This window comes from Agrococcus sp. Marseille-Q4369, assembly GCF_018308945.1.
Taxonomy (GTDB): Bacteria; Actinomycetota; Actinomycetes; order Actinomycetales; family Microbacteriaceae; genus Agrococcus.
Genome location: NZ_CP070501.1, coordinates 910,436 through 929,900, shown reverse-complemented (window position 1 = coordinate 929,900; position 19,465 = coordinate 910,436). Strand labels below are relative to the sequence as shown.

General features: G+C 73.0%; 17 protein-coding genes. 14 read left to right on the top strand and 3 right to left on the bottom strand.

Translation table 11 applies throughout. The annotated features are described in order from the left end of the window. Positions 1-3 precede the first annotated feature (3 nt). The 9 genes from ispG to JSQ78_RS04695 all read left to right on the top strand — a co-directional run bounded on the left by ispG (position 4) and on the right by JSQ78_RS04695 (position 9,454). On the top strand, positions 4-1,146 hold the full coding sequence (ispG, locus tag JSQ78_RS04735) for a flavodoxin-dependent (E)-4-hydroxy-3-methylbut-2-enyl-diphosphate synthase (RefSeq protein ID WP_211449796.1): 1,143 nt from the start codon (positions 4-6) through the stop codon (positions 1,144-1,146). Position 1,147: 1 nt separating this feature from the next. Then, positions 1,148-2,389 carry an MFS transporter gene (locus tag JSQ78_RS04730; RefSeq protein ID WP_249295922.1) on the top strand — a complete coding sequence of 414 codons (1,242 nt, stop codon included), beginning with the start codon at positions 1,148-1,150 and terminating at the stop codon, positions 2,387-2,389. Between the two features lie 167 nt (positions 2,390-2,556). After that, on the top strand, positions 2,557-3,564 hold the full coding sequence (locus tag JSQ78_RS04725) for an AAA family ATPase (protein ID WP_211449794.1): 1,008 nt from the start codon (positions 2,557-2,559) through the stop codon (positions 3,562-3,564). A gap of 8 nt (positions 3,565-3,572) precedes the next feature. Then, the gene (locus tag JSQ78_RS04720) at positions 3,573-4,460 is read left to right on the top strand and encodes a DUF58 domain-containing protein (RefSeq protein WP_211449792.1); all 888 of its coding nucleotides are present in this window, start codon (positions 3,573-3,575) and stop codon (positions 4,458-4,460) included. Then, positions 4,447-4,935, top strand: coding sequence for a hypothetical protein (locus JSQ78_RS04715; RefSeq protein ID WP_211449791.1), 489 nt, complete (start codon positions 4,447-4,449; stop codon positions 4,933-4,935). Before JSQ78_RS04720 ends, JSQ78_RS04715 begins: the two co-directional genes overlap by 14 nt. Further along, positions 4,926-5,915 (top strand): vWA domain-containing protein, encoded by a 990-nt coding sequence (locus JSQ78_RS04710; RefSeq protein ID WP_211449789.1) that lies wholly within the window; start codon positions 4,926-4,928, stop codon positions 5,913-5,915. Before JSQ78_RS04715 ends, JSQ78_RS04710 begins: the two co-directional genes overlap by 10 nt. After that, positions 5,897-6,898, top strand: a complete 1,002-nt coding sequence (locus JSQ78_RS04705) for a VWA domain-containing protein (protein WP_211449787.1) — start codon at positions 5,897-5,899, stop codon at positions 6,896-6,898. Before JSQ78_RS04710 ends, JSQ78_RS04705 begins: the two co-directional genes overlap by 19 nt. After that, on the top strand, positions 6,895-7,653 hold the full coding sequence (locus JSQ78_RS04700; RefSeq protein ID WP_211449785.1) for a hypothetical protein: 759 nt from the start codon (positions 6,895-6,897) through the stop codon (positions 7,651-7,653). The genes JSQ78_RS04705 and JSQ78_RS04700 overlap by 4 nt, the downstream gene beginning before the upstream one ends. Positions 7,654-7,690: 37 nt before the next feature. Then, a complete protein-coding gene (locus tag JSQ78_RS04695) occupies positions 7,691-9,454 on the top strand; it encodes a proline--tRNA ligase (protein ID WP_211449783.1) in 1,764 nt (587 codons plus the stop codon). A 3-nt stretch (positions 9,455-9,457) separates the two neighbouring features. On the opposite strand, the gene JSQ78_RS04690 is transcribed toward JSQ78_RS04695, so the two are convergent. Then, positions 9,458-10,948 (bottom strand): alanine/glycine:cation symporter family protein, encoded by a 1,491-nt coding sequence (locus tag JSQ78_RS04690; RefSeq protein WP_211449781.1) that lies wholly within the window; start codon positions 10,946-10,948, stop codon positions 9,458-9,460. A 99-nt stretch (positions 10,949-11,047) separates the two neighbouring features. On the opposite strand from JSQ78_RS04690, the gene nusA reads away from it, so the two are divergent. The 4 genes from nusA to rbfA all read left to right on the top strand — a co-directional run bounded on the left by nusA (position 11,048) and on the right by rbfA (position 15,669). Then, on the top strand, positions 11,048-12,043 hold the full coding sequence (gene nusA / locus JSQ78_RS04685) for a transcription termination factor NusA (RefSeq protein ID WP_211449779.1): 996 nt from the start codon (positions 11,048-11,050) through the stop codon (positions 12,041-12,043). 29 nt (positions 12,044-12,072) lie between these two features. Beyond that, positions 12,073-12,330 carry a YlxR family protein gene (locus JSQ78_RS04680; protein WP_211449778.1) on the top strand — a complete coding sequence of 86 codons (258 nt, stop codon included), beginning with the start codon at positions 12,073-12,075 and terminating at the stop codon, positions 12,328-12,330. A gap of 110 nt (positions 12,331-12,440) precedes the next feature. Further along, entirely contained in the window at positions 12,441-15,158 is a 2,718-nt protein-coding gene (infB, locus tag JSQ78_RS04675) for a translation initiation factor IF-2 (RefSeq protein WP_211449776.1), read from the top strand. A 61-nt stretch (positions 15,159-15,219) separates the two neighbouring features. Beyond that, a complete protein-coding gene (gene rbfA, locus JSQ78_RS04670) occupies positions 15,220-15,669 on the top strand; it encodes a 30S ribosome-binding factor RbfA (protein WP_211449774.1) in 450 nt (149 codons plus the stop codon). Between the two features lie 33 nt (positions 15,670-15,702). Here the strand turns inward: rbfA and JSQ78_RS04665 are convergent, their stop codons facing one another. Continuing rightward, on the bottom strand, positions 15,703-17,127 hold the full coding sequence (locus tag JSQ78_RS04665; protein ID WP_211449772.1) for an RNB domain-containing ribonuclease: 1,425 nt from the start codon (positions 17,125-17,127) through the stop codon (positions 15,703-15,705). 30 nt (positions 17,128-17,157) lie between these two features. After that, positions 17,158-18,030 carry an HhH-GPD family protein gene (locus tag JSQ78_RS04660; protein ID WP_211449770.1) on the bottom strand — a complete coding sequence of 291 codons (873 nt, stop codon included), beginning with the start codon at positions 18,028-18,030 and terminating at the stop codon, positions 17,158-17,160. Positions 18,031-18,094: 64 nt separating this feature from the next. Between JSQ78_RS04660 and JSQ78_RS04655 the strand changes: the two genes are divergently transcribed. Next, positions 18,095-19,459: a DUF418 domain-containing protein gene (locus JSQ78_RS04655; RefSeq protein WP_249295917.1), complete on the top strand. Its 1,365-nt coding sequence runs from the start codon at positions 18,095-18,097 to the stop codon at positions 19,457-19,459. Positions 19,460-19,465: the final 6 nt, after the last annotated feature.

Below are 19,465 nucleotides of genomic sequence, written 5' to 3'. Positions count from 1 at the left end.
CGCATGGCAGCCATCAACCTCGGGAGCCCCGCGCCGCTCACGCTCGCGCCCCGACGCAAGACCCGGCAGATCAAGGTCGGCAAGGTGCTCGTCGGCGGTGACGCGCCCGTCTCGGTGCAGTCGATGACCACGACGAAGACGACCGACATCAACGCGACGCTCCAGCAGATCGCCGAGCTCACCGCGACCGGCTGCGACATCGTGCGCGTCGCGGTGCCGAGCCAGGACGACGCGGATGTGCTGCACATCATCGCGAAGAAGAGCCAGATCCCGGTCATCGCCGACATCCACTTCCAGCCGAAGTACGTCTACCAGGCGATCGACGCGGGCTGCGCCGCCGTGCGCGTCAACCCGGGCAACATCCGCAAGTTCGACGACCAGGTGGGCGAGATCGCCAAGCGCGCGAAGGCCGCCGGCGTGAGCCTGCGCATCGGCGTCAACGCCGGCTCGCTCGACCCGCGCCTGCTCGAGAAGTACGGCAAGGCGACGCCCGAGGCGCTCGTCGAGTCGGCGGTGTGGGAGGCGAGCCTGTTCGAGGAGCACGACTTCCACGACTTCAAGATCTCGGTCAAGCACAACGACCCCGTCGTGATGGTCAAGGCCTACCGCCAGCTCGCCGAGCGGGGCGACTGGCCCCTCCACCTCGGCGTCACCGAGGCCGGCCCCGCGTTCCAGGGCACGATCAAGTCGGCGACCGCGTTCGGCATCCTGCTCTCCGAGGGCATCGGCGACACGATCCGCGTCTCGCTCTCGGCGCCGCCGGTCGAGGAGATCAAGGTCGGCATGCAGATCCTGCAGTCGCTCAACCTCCGCGAGCGCAAGCTCGAGATCGTCTCGTGCCCCTCGTGCGGCCGCGCGCAGGTCGACGTCTACTCGCTCGCCGACTCGGTGACCGAGGGGCTCAAGGACGTGCAGGTGCCGCTGCGCGTCGCGGTCATGGGATGCGTCGTGAACGGCCCCGGCGAGGCGCGCGAGGCCGACCTCGGGGTCGCGTCGGGCAACGGCAAGGGGCAGATCTTCATCAAGGGCGAGGTCGTCAAGACGGTGCCCGAGGCGGAGATCGTGCAGACGCTCATCGAGGAGGCCCGCCGCATCGCCGACGAGCAGGGCCTGCCCGCGGGCGAGGCCCAGGTCGTCACCGCCTGAGGTGAGCGCGCCCCTGGAGGCGGAGCCGGGGCAGCCGGAGCTGCAGCACCCGGCGCAGCGTCGCACGCTCGCCGTGCTCTCGCTCGCGCAGGCGCTCGGCGGGCTCTCGAACGGCGTCGCGCTCGGCGTCGGCTCGCTGCTCGTCGCCCAAGTCACGGGCCGCGACGAGCTCGCCGGTCTCGCCGCGACGCTCCTGACGCTCGGCGGCGCGGCGCTCGCGGTGCCGCTCGCGCGGCTCGCGCAGCGCCGCGGCCGCCGCGTGGCGCTCACGAGCGGCGCGCTGCTCGCGCTCGCCGGCGCGCTGACCCTCGCGGTCGGCGGCACGCTCGGCTCGGCGGTGATCGTGCTGCCCGGCTTCCTCGTGCTCGGCGGCGCGATGGCCGTCAACCTGCAGTCGCGCTTCGCCGCGACCGACCTCTCGACCCCGCGCCACCGCGGCCGCGACCTCTCGCTCGTCGTCTGGATGACGACGATCGGCGTCGTCGTCGGCCCGAACCTCATCGGCCCCGGCGATGCGCTCGGCATCGGGCTCGGCCTGCCGCCGCTCGTGGGCGCCTACCTCATCAGCGCCGTCGCGATGGCGGTCGTCGCGGTCGTGCTCTGGACGCTGCTGCGGCCCGACCCGCTGCTCGAGAGCCGCATCGGCGTGCCCGTCCGGGGCGCGGCGCCGCGCCTCCGCCTCGCCGAGCACCCGCGCGCGCTCGCCGCCGTGATCGCGGTCGCCGCCGCGCACGCGACGATGGTGGGCGTCATGGCGCTCACGCCCGTGCACCTCGACCACGCGGGCCAGCACCTCGGCGTCATCGGCTTCACGATGAGCGCTCACACCGCCGGCATGTACGCGCTCTCGCCCGTCTTCGGCTGGCTCACCGACCGCGTCGGCGCCCGCTCGACCGTGCTCGTCGGCGCGGGCATTCTGCTGCTCTCGATCGCCTCGAACCTCGCCCTGCCCGTCGACCTCGCGCCCGTCGGCCTCGCGCTGCTCGGGCTCGGCTGGAGCGCGGCGACCGTCGCCGGCTCGACGCTCGTCGCCGCCGCGGTCGAGCCGCCGCTGCGCCCCGCGCTGCAGGGCCGCTCCGACCTCGTGATGGGGCTCGCGGGCGCCGGGGCCGGCGCGACCGCCGGACCGATCCTCGGGCTCGTCGGCTACGCGGGGCTCAACCTCGCGATGCTGCCGCTCATCGCGGCGATCGCGGTCGCGGCGATCGCCGCGACCGGGCGACGCGCGCCGCAGCCCGCGTAGGCACGGCGATGTCATCGGCCGCGCACGGCGCGAGCCGGTAGCGTGACCGAGGCGGCACCGCCGACCAGCATCGGCAGACCCGACGACGACCCACCCGACGACGACCCACCCGACGACGGCCCACCCACCGACCGCCCACCCACCGACCGCCACCGATAGGAGCGCGCGTGTCCACAGCAGTCCCCGGCCGGGACCCCATCACGCCCGAGGAGCTCGAGCGCGCGAAGGGCATCATCCGCTCGATCGAGCAGTCGTTCCAGTCGACGGTCGTGGGCCAGCACCAGCTGCTGCGCTCGCTGCTCGTCGCGCTCCTCACGGGCGGCCACGTGCTGATGGAGTCGGTGCCCGGGCTCGCGAAGACGACCGCGGCCGCGACCCTCGCGAGATCCGTCTCCGCCTCGTTCCACCGCATCCAGTGCACCCCCGACCTGCTGCCGAGCGACATCGTCGGCACGCAGATCTACGACCAGCACACGGGGGAGTTCCGCACCCAGCTCGGCCCCGTGCACGCGAACTTCGTGCTGCTCGACGAGATCAACCGCTCGAGCGCGAAGACGCAGTCGGCGATGCTCGAGGCGATGCAGGAGCGGCAGACGTCGATCGGCGGCGAGACGCACCCCCTGCCGCAGCCGTTCCTCGTGCTCGCGACCCAGAACCCCATCGAGCAGGAGGGCACGTACACGCTCCCCGAGGCGCAGCTCGACCGCTTCCTGCTCAAGGAAGTGCTCACGTACCCGTCGCCGACCGAGGAGGCAGAGATCGTGCGGCGCGCCGAGTCGGGCGTGTTCGAGCAGGGGCACGGCGAGCCCGTCGCGACGCTCGACGACGTGCGGTTCCTGCAGGGGCTCGTCAAGCGCGTCTACGTCGACCAGGCGATCACGAACTACGTCGTGCAGCTCATGTACGTGACGCGCCACGCGGCCGACTACATCGGCGCGCAGCTCGCGGGCTACATCGAGTACGGCGCGAGCCCGCGCGGCTCGCTGTCGTTCTCGCAAGCGGCGCGCGCGATCGCGCTCGTGCAGGGCCGCGACTGGGTGATCCCGGAGGACGTCAAGGACCTCCGCCACCCCGTGCTGCGGCACCGCCTCATCCTCGGCTACGAGGCCGAGGCCGACGGCGTGACGACCGAGCAGATCATCGACGCCATCTTCGGCGCCGTGCGGACCCCGTAGGACCGGTCATGGAGCGACAGCTGCGAAAGGTGAAGACGACCATGTCGATTCACGCGCACCGTCGCACCCTCGAGCTGCTCGAGGGGGAGTACCAGTCGATCCACCACGGCCGCAGCCACGACTTCGACGACCTGCGCGAGTACCAGCCGGGCGACGACGTCAAGGACATCGACTGGAAGGCGACCGCGCGCAGCCACGTGCCGCTCATCAAGCGCTACATCGCCTCGCGCCAGCACAACGTGCTGCTCGTCGTCGACTCGGGCCGCAACATGGCCGCGATCGCCGAGTCGGGGGAGTCGAAGCGCGAGATCGCGATCCTCGTCGCGGGCGTGCTCGGCTACCTCGCGACCCGGCACGGCGACCGCGTCGCTCTGCTCATGGGCGACGCGGAGCGCACCGAGAGCATGCCGGAGGGCGGCTCGGAGGCGCACCTCGAGCGCATGCTGCGGCGCATCGACGAGGCGGTCTCGATCGACGGCCCCCTCTCGCGGCTCGAGGGGGTGCTCGAGCACGCGGTGCGGCGGATGCGCCGGCGCTCGCTCATCGTCGTGATCGCCGACGACCTCGCCTACACGCACGACCTCGACGTGCACCTCGGCCGCCTCCACACGCGCCACGAGGTGCTGTGGGTCTCGGTCGGCGACGCCGACCTCATGGCGCGCGCCGGCGACCACCGCGAGCTCGTCGGGGTCGACACGGGGCTCGGGCTGCCGTCGTTCCTGCGCCGCGACAAGGGGCTCCGCCGCGCATTCGACGAGCAGTCGGCGCTGCGCCGCGAGCGGCTCGAGGCGGGGCTGCGCTCGCTCGGCATCGCCTCGGTGCGCATCGGCTCGAGCGCGACCGCGATCGGCGGGCTCTTCCGCCTGCTCGAGAGGCACCGGCGTGCGCGTCGCTGAGCTCGGCGGACTGCCCGCGCCCGACACCTACGGCCCGTTCGGCTACGGCCCGTGGTGGCTGCTCGGCGCGCTCGCGCTCGCCGCGGTCGTCGCCGCCTACGCCTTCGCGTGGCTCTACACCCGTCCGCGGGGCATCCTCGAGCCTCCGCCCCCGCCCGTCGTCCCGATCGACGTGCGCAGCGTCAAGGAGAAGTACCTCGGCATGATCGACGAGGTCGCCGCCGAGCACGCGGCCGGCGACATCGGCCCGCGCGAGCTCGCGCAGCGGCTGAGCCTCGTGCTGCGCTTCTTCGCGCACGAGTCGACCGGCGTCGTCGCCGAGGTCATGACCCTCCGCGACCTGCGCGACGCCGACCTCCCCGCGGTCGAGGGCGCGGTCGCGCAGTACTACCCGGCGTCGTTCCGGCGAGCGGCGAAGCACGACCCGGAGGCGGCGCTCGGCGCGGCGCGGCAGGTGGTGGCGACGTGGATGTGAGCCTGCTCTGGCCGTGGCTGCTGCCGATCGTGGTGGTCGTCGGGCTCGCGCTCGCGATCGTCGGGCTGCTGCTGCCGAAGCGCCGTCGCGACCGGGGCCTGCCGGTCGCGCACGTCGACCGGATGACGGCGCTGCCCGCGTTCCGCGGCGCGCTCACGCGCTACCGGCTCTGGATCGGCGCGGCGCTCGTCGCGGCGCTCGCGGGGCTCACCGTCGCCGGCGCGGTCGCCGCTCGTCCCTCCGGCGTCCACGCGAACCAGGAGGACGACTACAAGCGTGACATCGTGCTGTGCCTCGACGTCTCGGGCTCGATGGTCGACGTCGACGCCGAGATCCTCGGCGTCTACCAGGACATCGCCGCGTCGCTCGACGGCGAGCGCATCGGCATGCGCATCTTCGACGCGTCGAGCGTCATGGCCTTCCCGCTCACGAGCGACTACGACTACATCCAGGAGCAGCTCGGCCGCTACGTGCGCGCGCTCACCGGCACGCTCGGCCCCGACGAGCAGTTCAACTACCTCGCCGGCACCGCGAGCGGCCTCGGCGCCTCGCTCGTCGGCGACGGGCTCGCGTCGTGCGTGCTCGACTTCGCCGACCTCGAGGCGAGCGAGCGCCCGCGGTCGATCATCCTCGCGACCGACAACGTCGTGAACGGGCAGCAGATCTTCACCCTCCCGCAAGCCGGACAGCTCGCGGTCGACAACGAGGTGCGCGTGTACGCGATCAACCCCTTCGACTGGGGCGGCGACATGGCCTCGCAAGAGCTGCGCGAGATCGCCGAGGGCACCGGCGGCGCGTACTTCGCGCTCGACTTCGCCCAGACCGTGCCGCAGATCGTCGACCGGGTGAACGCGATCGAGGCCGGCTACATCGAGACGCCGCCGCAGATCCAGGTCGTCGACCGGCCCGGCGCGCTGCCGCTCGTCGTGCTCCTGCTCGCCGCGGGCGTCGTCGCGATGGCGTGGAGGGCCAGGCTGTGATCACGTTCCACCCCACGCTCCCCGTGCTCGTCGCGATCGTCGGCGCGCTCGCGCTCGCCCTGTGCGTGTGGCAGCTCGTCGCGGCGCGCGGCCGTCGGATCGCCTGGCTGCGCCGCTCCCTGCTCGTCGCGCTCGCGATCGCCATGGCCTTCCGCCCCGCGCTGCCCGGCGGCGAGGTGCCCACCGCATCCATCTCCGCCCGCGTCTTCGTCGTCGTCGACACCTCGCAATCGGTCGCCGCGGAGGACTGGGGGAGCGAGTCGCGGCTCGCCGGCATGCAGGAGGACGTCGTCGAGATCGCGCGCTCGTTCGCGGGCGCCGACATCTCGGTCATCTCGTTCGACTCGCAGGCGCTGCTGCGCGTGCCGCTCACGGACGACGGCTCCGCGGTCATCGAGATGGTGCGGGCGCTGCGGCCAGAGATCGCGCAGCAGTCCCGCGGCACGTCGGTCGCGGCCGCGCACGACCTGCTGCGCACCGAGCTCGAGCGCTCCGCCGCGGCCGATCCCGGCTCGCCCGCGATCGTCTTCTACCTCGGCGACGGCGAGCACACCGCCGAGGAGCCGCCGCAGTCGTTCGCCGACCTCGGCGGGCTCGTCGACCGCGGCCTCGTGCTCGGCTACGGCACGGAGCAGGGCGGGCGGATGCGCGTCTCGAGCTTCAACCCGAACGAGGACCGCTACCTGCAGGATCCCGCGGGCGGCGACGCGGTCAGCCGCATCGACGAGGGGCAGCTGCAGTCGATCGCGAGCGAGCTCGGCATCAGCTACCTGCACCGGCAGCCCGGGCTCCCGCTCTCGGACGCGCTCGGGCCCATGGCCGCGCTCGACGGCGCCGCGAACCTCGACCGCACCGAGGAGGCGCGGCTCGAGGTCGCGTGGATCCTCGGCCTGCCGATCGCGCTGCTGCTCGCGTGGGAGGGGCTGAGCCTCGCTCGCTCCCTCCGCTCCACTCGCGGCATCCTGCCGACGGAGGCGCCGTGACCGTCCCGATCCCGCCGAGGCCGCGCCGCGTGCTGACCGACCGCCAGCGCCGCAGGCTGCGCTGGTGGCTCATGCTCGGGCTCATCCCCGTCGCGCTCGCGGTGCTCGTCGTCTCGACGAAGCTCATCAGCGTCAGCGCGCTCTCGCAGACCGCGGTCGACCGCTTCGAGAGCCGCGCGTACGGCCAGGCCGCAGAGGCGGCGCGCGGGCTCGAGCTCTGGAACTGGGTCGAGCCGTGGAAGGCGCCGTTCAGCCTCGGCGTCTCGCTCACGATGGGCGGCGAGCTCGAGCAGGGCAGGGCGAAGCTCGAGGAGTCGCTGCGGCTCCACGGCGAGCCCGTCACCGCGAGCCAGGTGCACGAGCACTGCGTCATCGTCGCGTCGCTCGCGACCGCGATCGAGAAGCAGGGCGACGCGGCGCGCGAGGGCGACGACCGAGAGGGCGCGAACGCCTTCTACAACGAGGCGCTCGCGCTCATCGGCGCGACCCCCGAGGGATGCCACGACGAGCCGCGAGAGGGCGAGGCCGACACCGCCGCGCAGCTCGAGGCCGCCGTGCCGCGCATCGAGGAGAAGATCGAGGACCCGGAGCAGGGCGAGGGCGAGGGCGAAGGCGAGGGGAACGAGCCGCAGACGCCCGAGGAGCAGCTCGAGGAGCAGAACCAGGGCGCCCAGACCGAGCAGCAGCAGCAGGACCAGTACGACCAGGGCGGCGACGAGCCGGGCGGCGGCTCGGACGTCGAGCGACCCTGGTGAGTCGGCCCGCACCCCGCACCGCGCATAGGATCGCTGGGTGATCCGCCTCTCCGAGCTCTTCTTCACCACGCTTCGCGAGGACCCGGCCGAGGCCGAGGTCGCGAGCCACCGACTGCTGCTGCGCGCGGGCTACATCCGCCGCGCCGGCGCCGGCCTGTACTCGTGGCTGCCGCTCGGCCTGCGGGTGCGGCGCAACATCGAGCGCATCATCCGCGAGGAGATGACCGCGGCGGGCGCGCAGGAGGTGCTCTTCCCCGGGCTCCTGCCGCGCGAGCCCTACGAGCGCACCGGACGCTGGACGGAGTACGGCGACGGGATCTTCCGCCTGCAGGACCGCAAGGGCGCCGACCACCTGCTCGCGCCGACGCACGAGGAGGTCTTCACGCTGCTCGTGCAGGACCTCGTCTCGAGCTACAAGTCGCTGCCGCTGACGATCTACCAGATCCAGGACAAGTACCGCGACGAGGCCCGGCCCCGCGCGGGCCTGCTGCGCGCGCGCGAGTTCACGATGAAGGACGCCTACTCCTTCGACGTCGACGACGCGGGGCTCGAGGCGAGCTACCAGCGCCAGCGCGACGCGTACGAGCGCATCTTCGCCCGCCTCGGGCTCGAGTACGTCATCGTCTCGGCCGACGCCGGAGCGATGGGCGGCTCGAAGTCGGAGGAGTTCCTGCACCCGACGCCCGTCGGCGAGGACACGATCGTGCGCTCGGCGGGCGGCTATGCCGCCAACGTCGAGGCGTTCGAGACGCTCGCGCCCGAGCCGCACCCAATCGAGGGGCTGCCGGCCGCGGAGGTGCGCGACACCCCCGACACCCCGACGATCGAGACTCTCGTCGCCGACGCGAACGCGCGCTTCCCGCGCGAGGACGGCCGCGAGTGGACGGCCGCCGACACGCTCAAGAACGTCGTGCTGCGGCTCACGCAGCTCGACGGCTCGAAGGAGCTCGTCGTCGTCGCCGTCCCCGGCGACCGCGACGTCGACGAGAAGCGGGTCGAGGTCGCCTTCCAGCCGGCCGAGGTCTCGGCGGCGGACGACGACGACTTCAAGGCCAACCCTGGCCTCGTGAAGGGCTACATCGGCCCGTGGTCGCCCTCGGGCGCCGTGCTGGGAGAGCAGGGCGCCACGCGCATCCGCTACCTCCTCGACAAGCGCGTCGTCGACGGCTCGAGCTGGATCACCGGCGCGAACGAGCCCGGCAAGCACGTGTTCGGCCTCGTCGCCGGGCGCGACTTCGTCGGCGACGGCTGGGTCGAGGCCGCGAACGTGCGCGAGGGCGACCCGGCACCGGATGGGTCGGGTCCCGTCACGCTCGAGCGCGGCATGGAGATCGGCCACGTCTTCCAGCTCGGCCGCAAGTACGCCGAGGCGCTCGGCCTCAAGGTGCTCGACCAGAACGGGAAGCTCGTCACCGTCACGATGGGCTCGTACGGCATCGGCGTGACCCGCAACCTCGCGGCGATCGTCGAGAAGTCGCGCGACGAGCGGGGCATCGTCTGGCCGCGCGAGGTCGCGCCGTTCGACCTGCACGTCGTCGCGACCGGCCGCGACGCGGGCGTGTTCGAGATTGCCGAGGGCGTCGTCGCGAGCCTCGAGTCGCGCGGCCTCGAGGTGCTCTACGACGACCGTCCGAAGGTCTCGCCCGGCGTGAAGTTCGGCGACGCCGAGATCATCGGCGTGCCGCAGATCGTCATCGTCGGCCGCGACGCGGCGGAGGGCGTCGTCGAGGTGTGGGACCGCGCGACCGGGGAGCGGCAGCAGGCGCGCATCGACGAGCTCGAGGCGGCGCTCGGCCGCTGACGCTCAGTCGCGCGGCTCGCGTGCCGCGCGCTGCTCGTCGGCGGGCGCGACGGTGGTCCACTGGCCCGTGACCGACTCGACGTCGCGCCACTCCTCGACCCCGCGGAGCTCCGGAAGCATGTCGCGCGTGAACACGGGATCCGTGCCGGTCCGGCGCTGCTCGTCGAAGTTCTTGAGCAGCTTGAACGCGACGCCCGAGAGCAGGCCGATCGCGACGAGGTTGACGATCGCCATGATGCCCATGAGCAGGTCTGCGGTGTTCCAGACGGTCGCGGTCGCGACGACCGAGCCGGCGAGCACCGCGACGACCGCGAGCACGCGGTAGGCGGTCAGCACCGTGCGGCTCTCGGTGATGAACTCGATGTTCGACTCGCCGTAGTAGTAGTTGCCGATGATCGACGAGAACGCGAGCAGGAACACGATGAGCGAGAGGGCGATGCCCGCCCACGCGCCGAGCTCGCCCGTGACCGCTTGGAACGTCAGGTCGATGCCGCCCTCGGCGCCCGCGAGGTCGGGCGTCGAGACGAGGATGATGAACGCGGTGATGGAGCAGACGAGGAACGTGTCGAAGTAGACGCCGAGCGTCTGCACGAGGCCCTGCTTCGCCGGGTGGGTGACGGCGGCCGAGGCGCCCGCGTTCGGCGCCGAGCCGAGGCCCGCCTCGTTCGAGAACATGCCGCGCTTGACGCCCTGCATGATGATCGTGCCGATCGCGCCGCCGGCGACCTGCTGGAAGCCGAACGCACCGGCGTAGATCTCGCCGAGCACGCGCGGCACCTCGGTGATGTTCATCGCCACGATGATGAGCCCGAGCACGAGGTAGAGCAGCGCCATCGCCGGCACGAGCGACTGCGTGACCTTCGCGATGCGGCGCACGCCGCCGAAGACGATGAGCCCCGTGAGCACCGCGACGACCGCGCCGATCACCCAGGGCAGCCACGCGGCGTCGGTGCCGACGGTCGAGGTGACCGTCGCGACGATCGTGTTCGCCTGCAGCGACGAGAACGCGAAGGGGAAGCAGACGATGAGGATGATCGCGAAGAGGATGCCCATCCAGCGCGCACCGAGGCCGCGCTGCATGTAGTACGCCGGTCCGCCGCGGAAGCCGTCGGCGTCGCGGTGCTTGTAGAGCTGCGCGAGCGTCGACTCGATGAACGACGAGGCGCCGCCGACGAAGGCCATCGTCCACATCCAGAACACCGCGCCGGGGCCGCCGATCGCGATCGCCGTCGCGACGCCCGCGATGTTGCCGACGCCCACGCGGCTCGCCGCCGAGATCGTGAACGCCTGGAACGCCGAGACCGACTGCGTGCTGCCGTCGCGCGCGAGAGGCGTCTTGTCGGTCAGCACGCGGAGCATCGCCGGGAGGAGGCGCAGCTGCACGACGCCCGACCGGATCGTGAAGTAGACGCCGAGCAGGGCGAGCACGGGCAGCACGACCCACGTCCACCAGAAGTCGCCGGCCGTCAGGATCGCCTCGTCGAGAGATGCCATGGCGCTGAGCATAGGAGGGCCGTCCTTCGAGCCAGCCGAGCGGTAGACTGCTGGGTCGGCATCGCATGCCGGATGAGTCGTGACCCAAGGAGCCCACAAGTGAAGATCGATCTGACCGTGCTGAAGACCGTCGAGCGCGAGCGGGAGATCTCCTCGGACGAGCTGATCCGCATCATCGAGCAGGCGATCCTGCAGGCCCACGTGCGCTCGCACGACGCCAAGCCCGACCCGACCGCGCCGCAGCCGCGCGTCGAGGTCGACCGCAGGACGGGCGAGGTCACCCTCTTCGAGCCCGAGCTCGACGACGACGGCAACCGCATCGGCGAGTCCGTCGCGACGACCGACGACTTCAGCCGCATCGCCGCGACCGCCGCGAAGCAGGTCATCTTCCAGGCGCTGCGCGACAAGAGCGACGAGTCGGTGCTCGGCGCCTACAAGGACCGCGAGGGCGACATCATCGCCGGCGTCGTGCAGCAGGGCACGAACCCGCGCATGGTGCAGGTCAAGCTCGGCGACGACATGGAGGCGCTGCTGCCGCCCGAGGAGCAGGTGCCGGGCGCAGAGTACAAGCACGGCCAGCGCCTGCGCGTGTTCATCACGAAGGTCGAGCGCGGCCCGCGCGGACCCCAGGTGACCGTCAGCCGCACGCACCCGTCGCTCGTGCGCCGTCTCTTCGCGCTCGAGGTCCCCGAGATCGCGTCGGGCGCCGTCGAGATCGTCGCGATCGCGCGCGAGGCGGGCCACCGCACGAAGATCGCCGTGCGCGCGACGCAGCCCGGCATCAACGCGAAGGGCGCGTGCATCGGCGAGCTCGGCGCGCGCGTGCGCGCCGTCCAGGCCGAGCTCGGCGACGAGAAGATCGACATCGTCGACTACTCCGAGGACCTGCCGGCGTTCGTCGCGAGCGCGCTGAGCCCGGCACGGGTGTCGGATGCGTTCATGCTCGACGCGAAGACGAAGGCCGTCCGGGCGCTCGTGCCCGACTTCCAGCTCTCGCTCGCGATCGGCAGGGAGGGGCAGAACGCGCGCCTCGCGGCGAAGCTCACGGGGGCGAAGATCGACATCCAGCCGGATTCGGTCATGGACGAGGACTGACGACGCGCTTTCAACTCCAGCGCCCGGGCGTGTCGTGCTGTAGAGTGGAACCCATCCGAACGTGTCTTGGCTGTCGCGCGCGCACCGAACCCGCACAACTCGTGCGGATCGCTGCACCGGGCGGCACCGCGGTCGTCGACGAGGGTCGACGGATCCCGGGCCGAGGCGCGTGGGTGCATCCGACGCAGCAGTGCGCGGAGCGCGCGATCCGCTCGCTCCCGCGGGCACTGCGCCAGCGGCACCTCGATACCTCGCCCATCGCACGGTGGGCGGACGGGCTCGCCTGAGCCCTGAACGAAGGAATGAACGGCACATGGACAACTGATGAGCGGCTCGAAATGAGACCCGTCAGCAATTGACGTCCGCCCTGTCCTGGGCGGACCAGGACAGGAGAGAAGTGGCAAACCCACGCGTTCACGAGATCGCCGCCGAGATCGGCGTCGAGAGCAAGGTCGCTCTGGCCAAGCTCAAGGAGATGGGCGAGTTCGTCAAGGGACCCGCCTCGGCGATCGCACCGCCGGTCGCCCGCAAGCTCAAGGCCGCCCTCGAGGCGGAAGGCGTCGCCGCTCCCGCGGCGGCGAAGGAGAAGCCGGCGGCGAAGGCCCCGGCCAAGTCGGCCGCGAAGCCGGGCGCCGCGAAGGCGACCCCCGCGGCACCGGCAGCCCCCGCGGCCCCCGCCGCACCGGCAGCAGCGCCCGCCGCGCCCGCGGCAGCGCCCGCTCCGGCGGCCGAGGCGCCGCAGGCCGCGCCCGCGCGCCCCGCCGAGGCTCCGGCCGCTCCGGCGACCCCCGAGAAGCCCGCTGAGGGCGGCGCGGCCGCGCCGTCGCCCAGCGCCATCCCGCGCCCGATGGGTCGCCCGGGCGCTCCGCGCCCCGGCAACAACCCCTTCGCGTCGGCCCAGGGCATGGGCCGCCCGCGCGGCGGCAACAACCCGTTCACGAGCAAGCAGGGCGCCGCCGGTCCGCGACCGGCGGCTCCCCGTCCCGGTGCCCCGCGCCCGGGCGCTCCGCGTCCCGGCTCGCCGCGACCCGGCGCGCCCCGCGCGGGCGGCGCCGGTCGTCCCGGCGGTCCCGGTCGCCCCGGCGGCTTCCAGCGCCCCGGCGCTCCCGCTCCCGGTGCTCCGGGCCGCGGCGGTCCCGCGTTCGCGGGTCGTCCCGGCGGCGGCGGCCGCGGTCGCGGCGGCACGGCCGGCGCGTTCGGCAAGGGCGGCGCCAAGGGCAAGTCGCGCAAGTCGAAGCGCACGAAGCGGCTCGAGTTCGAGATGCGCGAGGCGCCGTCGATCGGCGGCGTCAAGGTCCGGCGCGGCGACGGCACGACGGTCATCCGGATGCGCCGCGGCGCATCGATCGCAGACTTCGCCGAGAAGATCGACGCGAGCCCCGGCGACCTCGTGACCGTGCTGTTCCACCTCGGTGAGATGGCGACGGCGACGGAGTCGCTCGACGAGACCACCTTCGAGCTGCTGGGCGCCGAGCTGGGCTACAAGATCCAGGTCGTCAGCCCCGAGGACGAGGACAAGGAGCTCCTGGAGGGCTTCGACATCGACCTCGAGCAGGAGCTCGAGGACGAGTCGGACGAGGACCTCGAGTACCGCGCCCCCGTCGTCACGGTCATGGGTCACGTCGACCACGGCAAGACGCGACTGCTCGACGCCATCCGCGGCGCGAACGTCATCGAGGGCGAGGCCGGCGGCATCACGCAGCACATCGGCGCCTACCAGGTCTGGAAGGAGCACGACGGCGAGGACCGCGCGATCACCTTCATCGACACCCCGGGTCACGAGGCGTTCACCGCCATGCGAGCCCGTGGTGCGCAGGTGACGGACATCGCGATCCTCGTGGTCGCGGCGGACGACGGCATCATGCCGCAGACGATCGAGGCGCTGAACCACGCGCAGGCCGCAGGCGTGCCGGTCGTGGTCGCGGTCAACAAGGTCGACAAGCCCGACGCCAACCCGGCGAAGGTGCGCCAGCAGCTGACCGAGTACGGCCTCGTGACCGAGGAGTACGGCGGCGACACGATGTTCGTCGACGTCTCCGCGCTCGCCCGCACCGGCATCGAGGAGCTGCTCGAGGCGGTGCTGCTGACCGCGGACGCCGGTCTCGACCTGCGTGCCAACCCGAACAAGGAGGCGCGCGGCATCGCGATCGAGGCGAAGCTCGACAAGGGCCGCGGCTCGGTCGCGACCGTGCTCATCCAGTCGGGCACCCTGCGCGTCGGCGACGCGATCGTCGCGGGCACGGCCTACGGCCGCGTCCGTGCGATGGTCGACGACCGCGGCGAGCTCGTCGAGGAGGCGTACCCGTCGATGCCCGTGCAGGTGCAGGGCCTCTCGAGCGTCCCGCGCGCCGGCGACACCTTCATCGTCACCGAGGAGGACCGCACGGCTCGGCAGATCGCCGAGAAGCGCGAGGCCGTCGAGCGCAACGCCCAGCTGGCCAAGGCTCGCAAGCGCATGTCGCTCGAGGACTTCAAGCTGGCGATGGAGCAGGGCAAGGTCGAGACGCTCAACCTCATCATCAAGGGCGACGTCTCGGGTGCCGTGGAGGCGCTCGAGGAGTCGCTCATGAAGATCGAGATCGACGACACCGTCGACCTGCGGATCATCCACCGCGGCGTCGGCGCGATCACCGAGTCGGACGTCAACCTCGCGACCGTCGACTCGGCAGTCATCATCGGCTTCAACGTCCGCCCGGACACGAAGGCCCGCGAGCGCGCCGCCCGAGAGGGCGTCGACGTGCGGTTCTACAACGTGATCTACGCGGCGATCGAGGATGTCGAGAACTCGCTCAAGGGCATGCTCAAGCCCGAGTTCGAGGAGGTCCAGTCGGGTGTCGCCGAGATCCGCGAGGTGTTCCGCTCCTCGAAGTTCGGCAACATCGCGGGCTGCATCGTCCGCTCCGGCACGATCACCCGCAACGCCAAGGCTCGCATCATCCGCGACGGCGTCGTGCTCGCCGATGGCCTCGCCATCGAGTCGCTGCGCCGCTTCAAGGACGACGTGACCGAGGTCCGCACCGACTTCGAGTGCGGCATCGGGCTCGGCCGGTTCAACGACATCCAGCTCGGCGACGAGATCGAGACGATCGAGATGGTCGAGAAGCCGCGCGTCTGACGCGCAGTACGGTGTGGGGCGGCTGCTGGCCGCCCCACACTCGTCTCAACAGGAGGAACCCATGGCAGAGAACCCCCGGGCGAGGAAGATCGCCGACCGCATCCAGGAGATCACCGTGCGCGCCCTCGAGCGCGAGGTGCGCGACCCGCGGCTCGGCTTCGTCACGATCACGGATGTGCGGGTGACGGGCGACCTGCAGCACGCGTCGATCTTCTACACGGTCTACGGCACCGACGAGGAGCGCGACGAGACGGCGAAGGCGCTCTCGAGCGCGAAGGGCGTCGTGCGGCGCGAGATCGGCAAGGGCCTCTCGCTGCGACTGACCCCGACGATCGAGTTCCACCTCGACGCGCTGCCCGACAGCGCGGCGTCGATCGACCACTTGCTCGACGAGGCGCGGCAGCGCGACCTCGCGGCGCAGCGGGCGGCCGAGAGCGCTCAGTACGCGGGCGAGCCCGACCCGTACCGCAAGCCGAAGGACGCCGACGAGGACGAGTCGGCCGCGAGCTGACGCCTCCCGCCGGCTGAGCCGTCCCAGGGCGGCTCAGCCGGTGAGGGCGGCGTCGGCGAAGCGGAGGCTCCGCTCGGCGAGGTCGGCCTCCACGAGCCGCGCTCGGATGCGCTCGCCCGGCGACGCAGCCGTGTCGCACATCGCCTCGGTGGGCGGGTCGATGAGCTGGATCGTCGCGCCCTCCTTCCGCGATTCCACGACCACCGCGTCGAACTCCTCGCCGACGCGGTGCCGCAGCACCGCGATCTCGACGGCGTCGACCGATGCCCGTTCGAGCGTGCCCGCGATGCGGCTCGACTCCTGCATGATCTCCGGCAGCCCCTCGAGCCCCTCGGCGGCCCACGGCGGGACCTCGCGCCCGTTGGCGATCGCCTCGCAGTGCGCGAGCACGTAGCGGTCGACGAGCCGCCGCAGCGGCGCGGTCGCGTGCGCGTACGGGGCGCCGATCGCCGCCTGCACCCAGTCGGAGGCATCGGCCCCCTCGGTGATCACGCGGTACGCGGCGCCGCGGAAGAGCCGCCTCGCGGCCTGCAGGATCGCGAGCGTCGACGGCTCCGAGCGGTCGAGGCGCCGCAGGAAGTCGCCGTAGTGCTCGTCCTCGCGCCACGGCTCGCCGATCGCCGCGACCTCCGCGCGGAAGGCGCGCACGTCGCGCTCGGGCGGCGGCGGCATCGTGCGGAGGATGCCGGCGCCCGCGCCGAGCATGAGGGTCGCGGCCTCCATGCCGGTCATGAGCGAGAGCTGCGCGTTCCAGCGCTCGACGGGCAGCAGCTCGCGGCGCGTCAAGCGGTACTCGTCGCCGTCGCGCTCGATCTCCTCCTCGGGCATGTCGAGGCTCGCCCCGCCCCGCTCCGCCTCGAGCGCGATCCGCAGCTCGCCGACCTCCCGCAGCAGCCCGAGCATGGCGTCGCCGCCGTCGAGCAAGCGCTGCGCCTCGGCGTAGCTGCGCTGCGCGCGCGAACGCACCCGAGCGCGCTCGAGACCGACGCGCAGGGCCCGGCCCGACGCATCCAGCCGGAACGACCACACGTACGCGCCGCGCACCTCGCCGGCGTGCAGGCTCGCGGCCCCTTCGCTCACGACCGCCGGGTGGAGCGGCACGCGGCCGTCGGGCGCGTACATCGTCTGCCCGCGGCGGCGCGCCTCGAGGTCGATCGCGCCGCCGGGCAGGGCGAAGGCGGCCACGTCGGCGATCGCGTAGTGCACGAGGAAGCCGTCGCCGTCGCGCTCGAGGTGCAGCGCCTGGTCGAGATCGGTCGAGCCCTCGGGGTCGATCGTGATGAACGGGATGCCGGTGCGGTCGGCATCCGGCAGCCGCGGGTCAGCGGCGAAGGCCTCCGCCTCGGCGATCGCGGCGGGCGGGAAGGCCGCGTCGAGGCTGAGCTCGTCGCGGATCGCCTCGAGGGCGGCGGCGAGGTCGTCGCTCGGAGCTGTGACGCGCTGGTGTCGAGCCGGCATGCCGCTCAACCTACCGAGCGAGCCCGAGCGTCAATCCGGGAGCCGCACCGCGTCGCCCTCGCGCACGACGAGGCCGTCGGCGGCGAGCGAGGCGATCGCGCGCTCGAGCTGGTCGGCGTCGTGCCACCGCGCGTGCAGCTCGGCGGGGGAGAGCGGCACGTCGACGGCGCGGAGCGCGCGCAGCACCGTGCCGCGGGCCTGCCGGTCGCTGCCCTCGAACCTCGGCTGCCGCGGCGCCCGCCGCCCCTCGAACGGCGGGTAGCCCGCCGCTCGCCACGCGCACGCATCGGCGATCGGGCACTCGGGGCAGCGCGGTGCGCGGGCGGTGCAGACGAGCGCGCCGAGCTCCATGAGCGCGATGGAGACGACGGATGCGTCGGCAGGGGCCTCGGGCAGCAGCGCGTCGACGTCGGCGAGGTCGCGCCTCGCGGCCGAGCCCGCCTCGCCCCGGCCGTGCACGGCGCGCGCGACGACGCGGCGCACGTTCGTGTCGACGACGGGGTGCCGGTCGCCGAAGTGGAAGACGGCGACCGCGCGCGCCGTGTAGTCGCCCACCCCCGGCAGCGCGAGCAGCGACGCGACGTCGCGCGGCACCTCGCCGCCGTGCCGCTCGACGATCGCGCGCGCCGTGTCCTGCAGGCGCAGCGCCCGTCGCGGGTAGCCGAGCGTGCCCCACTGCCGCAGCACCTCGTGGGTCGGCGCATCGGCGAGGTCGGCGGGCGTGGGCCAACGCGCGAGCCAGCGGTCGATCTCGACCGCGACGCGCGCGGCTTGCGTCTGCTGCAGCATGACCTCGCTCACGAGCGTGCCCCACGCGTCGAAGTCGGGCCGCCGCCACGGCAGGTCGCGCGCGCTCGAGCGGTACCAGTCCGCGAGCGCGGCCGAGGAGGGGTCGCCGAGCATCCCGCCAGCGTAGACGCGCGGGCCCCTCGCCACCGGTCGGCTGCCGCCTCGATACCGTCGAGGCATGACGCACGCTGAGCCGCCGCCCGCCCAGCCGCCCCAGCCGCATCCGTCCCAGCCGCATCCGCTGCAGCCGTCACCGGCCGGCGGGCCTCGGCTGACGGCCGGGTGGCCCGCGCCGCCGCCGTGGCAGGAGCCCGCGGTCGATCTCGCGGCCGCCGCGACCGCGCCGCGGAGCCGCAGCCTCGCGCCCGACCTCGCGCGCGGGCTCATGCTCCTGCTCATCGCGCTCGCGAACGTGCCGTGGCTGCTCTACGGCCGCGAGCACGCGCTCACGAACGCGCACCAGCCCGGCCACGAGGGCGCCGACCTCGCCTACCAGCTCTTCTCGCTCGTCGCGATCGACGGTCGCTCCTACCCGCTGTTCGCGTTCCTGTTCGGCTACGGCATCTGGCAGCTCTACAGCCGCCAGTCCGCGGCGGGCACGCCGTGGCGGCAGGCGCGACGCATCCTGCAGCGACGGCACGCGTGGATGCTCGCGATCGGCGCCGCGCACGCGCTGCTGCTGTGGTTCGGCGACATCGTCGGCGCCTACGGGCTCACGGGCCTCATCGTCGTCGCGCTGCTGCTGCGCCGCTCCGACCGGGTGCTGCGGATCGTCGCGTGGGTGCTCGTCGGCCTGCTCGCCGTCTTCGCGGCCTTCAGCTTCGCCGGCGGGCTGCTGCTCGGCTCGGGCATCGCGGGCGACGTCTCCGCATTCGGCGGTGGCGCCCTCCCGACGCCTGCCGGAGAGCCGAGCTACGCGTGGTTCGCGCTGCAGAGCATCGGCTTGTGGCTGCTCGCGACCCCCGGGCAGCTGCTCTCGCTCACCGTGCCGCTCGCGGTCGTGCTCGGCATGCTCGCGGCTCGCCGCGGCCTGCTCGACCGCCCGCGCGAGCACCGCCGCGCGCTCGTGGCGATCGCGATCGTCGGCATCGCGGTGGGCTGGGCCGGCGGGGCGCTCGCGGCGGCGCAGTTCGCCGGGCTCCTGCTCGACCCGGCGCTCTCGTGGGCCACGATGGGCGTCTCGAGCCTCGCGGGCGTCGCGGGCGGCATCGGCTACGCCGCGCTCTTCGCCCTCCTCGCCGCGGCGATCGGCGAGCGGCGCGGCGTCGTCGTGCGAGCCCTCACGGCGGTCGGCAAGCGCTCGCTCTCGAGCTACGTGCTGCAGTCGGTGCTGCTCGTGCCGACGCTCGCGGCATGGGGCTTCGGGCTCGGTGCGACGCTGTCGCCGCTCGCCGCCGCGGGCGTCGCGGTCGCCGTGTGGCTCGTGAGCGTCGCCATCGCCCTCGTGCTCGACGTGCGCGGCAAGCGCGGCCCCGCCGAGGCGCTGCTGCGGCGCCTCGCCTACGGCTCGCGGCCGGTCGCGCCCCCGACGCCCGTCGCGTGAGCGCTT

Coding starts and splice junctions, on each gene's coding strand:
- ispG (WP_211449796.1), top strand. CDS start 4: ATGGCAGCCATCAACCTCGGGAGCCCCGCGCCGCTCACGCTCGCGCCC.
- JSQ78_RS04720 (WP_211449792.1), top strand. CDS start 3,573: ATGGAGCGACAGCTGCGAAAGGTGAAGACGACCATGTCGATTCACGCG.
- JSQ78_RS04690 (WP_211449781.1), bottom strand. CDS start 10,948: ATGGCATCTCTCGACGAGGCGATCCTGACGGCCGGCGACTTCTGGTGG.
- rbfA (WP_211449774.1), top strand. CDS start 15,220: ATGGCAGAGAACCCCCGGGCGAGGAAGATCGCCGACCGCATCCAGGAG.
- JSQ78_RS04665 (WP_211449772.1), bottom strand. CDS start 17,127: ATGCCGGCTCGACACCAGCGCGTCACAGCTCCGAGCGACGACCTCGCC.
- JSQ78_RS04660 (WP_211449770.1), bottom strand. CDS start 18,030: ATGCTCGGCGACCCCTCCTCGGCCGCGCTCGCGGACTGGTACCGCTCG.
- JSQ78_RS04655 (WP_249295917.1), top strand. CDS start 18,095: ATGACGCACGCTGAGCCGCCGCCCGCCCAGCCGCCCCAGCCGCATCCG.